Source organism: Stenotrophomonas sp. Marseille-Q5258 (assembly GCF_946900935.1).
GTDB lineage: Bacteria > Pseudomonadota > Gammaproteobacteria > Xanthomonadales > Xanthomonadaceae > Stenotrophomonas > Stenotrophomonas nematodicola.
In genome coordinates this window covers 1-1,667 of record NZ_CAMPPN010000059.1, presented here as the reverse complement: position 1 = coordinate 1,667, position 1,667 = coordinate 1, and the positions used below count along the sequence as shown (strand labels likewise).

The window sequence follows — 1,667 nt, the reverse complement described above, 5'->3', positions numbered from 1 at the left end:
TGGCGTCGAGCTGCAGCCGGCCGACGTTGCTGTCGCCGGTGAGCATCCAGGTGCTGTGGGTGCCGATGTCGGCGCGGCTGACGTTGATGAAGCGACCGTCGATGCGCGCGTTGTTGCGCAGCGTGACATCCAGCGTGCCGGTGACGGTGCGGGTGTCGAAGGTGACATCGCCGCGGAGGCGCGAATCGTCGACCGTGAAAGCGACCGTACTCACACTGGCGGTGGGGTCCCCAAGCAGTGAGGTAACCCGCAGCAGATGGCCATCGCCCCCGATCAGCCTGGCGTAATTGGCGATGAGAATGTCGTACGCCTTGTCGACGGCCGATACCGCCCCGATGTGAAGTGCCGCGCCGCGCCCGGAACGGACCGTGGAGCCATCCACCCGGAGACGGGTCGCACCTGCTGCTGCATCGGTCCCCCAGAAGTGGACGCCGATATTGGCCGCATCGATATACGAGCCATTGATGATGTCGATGCTGCTGCCAGCGGCCATGCGCACCCCCAGGCCCGAATTGTAGTCGGGGGTACCCGGGTTGTCGGCCACCGTCACCCGCGTGTTGTCGAGGGTGGCGTGGGCGCTGTCACCGCCCAGACCCAGGAAGTCCACGCCGACGCTGGCAAGTGCACCGGTCACGCCCTGCACCTGGATGCTGCTGTCCGTCAGATGGGCGGTTGAATCGTTCGTGAGCCAAAGACCGCCGCCCTGGAACAGAGTGCCGTCGGCGCGCAAGGCCGACGTCCCGCGGAGTGTTACCGACTTGTTTCCGCTCACCAGCCGCGTGACGGTCGCGCCGGTGAGGTCCACCGATCCTTCCGTCACATCGATGTCGTAGGTGTGCCCGCCCGTGACGAGCAGCCGTGCCCCGTTCCGCAGCGACCAGGTTTCGGGCGTTTCGCCCGCCACCACCTCGGCCTGTTCGCCGTCGAGCTGGCGCGCCGTCACATCGCCGAGCGGAAGCACGCCCATCGCCAGCATCACCGCGCAGGCAAGGGGCCGCACCGACGGGTGGCCGGCAGCAGAGGTCTTCATCAAAGTCATCGTCCTGTTCTCGCGTCAGAGGGCAAATGTGGCCGAGCACGTCACGTGATCGCCGCGTCCCCGCGCGCCCCACGCCCCATCGGAGGCAGCGGTGTCGTGAAGATGGGAAGGGGGGGGGCGCCAGCGTCGATCTGTGTCAGCGATGACGTGTAGTGTTGCGACCAATGGCGGGCCACCCCATGCAAGAAATTGCAGATGGACCCGGCTTGCCGGTAGCAGCCAGCCCGGATTCAGAAGAGTGAGGAGGCCTACCGCGGAAGGCGTCGATGGAGCGGGTATCCGCTCCATCGACGATACGCTGCGCGGCGTTCAGAAGTGGCCTTTCCTGAACGCCGCTGTCTGGATGCAATGCCCGGGTCTCGCCGTCGGGGAGCTCGGACATGGCACTGTCAGGACCCTCACCAGGCGTAGGACATCCCCAGCTGCGCACTGGCTTCGCGGTAGCCGCTGTCGCCGCGCATCAGGCCCAGCCCACCCCAGGCCGAAACGCCCGGGCGGAACGCAACCTTGGCACCGGCGCTGAGCGCATAGCGGTTGCGCGGCGTGCTGGCGCGCATCGCTTCATCGTCGAAGGCGATGCCGTTGCTGGCCCCGTCGCGGTACCAGTTCACTGCCAGGTACGGACGCA

1 protein-coding gene and 1 pseudogene are annotated in these 1,667 nt (G+C 66.9%); both read right to left on the bottom strand.

Going from position 1 to position 1,667, the window contains the following annotated elements; genetic code table 11:
- Positions 1 to 1,030, bottom strand: a pseudogene (locus OC534_RS19240) (autotransporter outer membrane beta-barrel domain-containing protein); the annotation flags it as partial.
- Positions 1,031 to 1,437: 407 nt separating this feature from the next.
- Positions 1,438 to 1,667: autotransporter outer membrane beta-barrel domain-containing protein (locus OC534_RS19235; RefSeq protein ID WP_262072414.1), on the bottom strand; the 230-nt coding region annotated here is incomplete at its 5' end.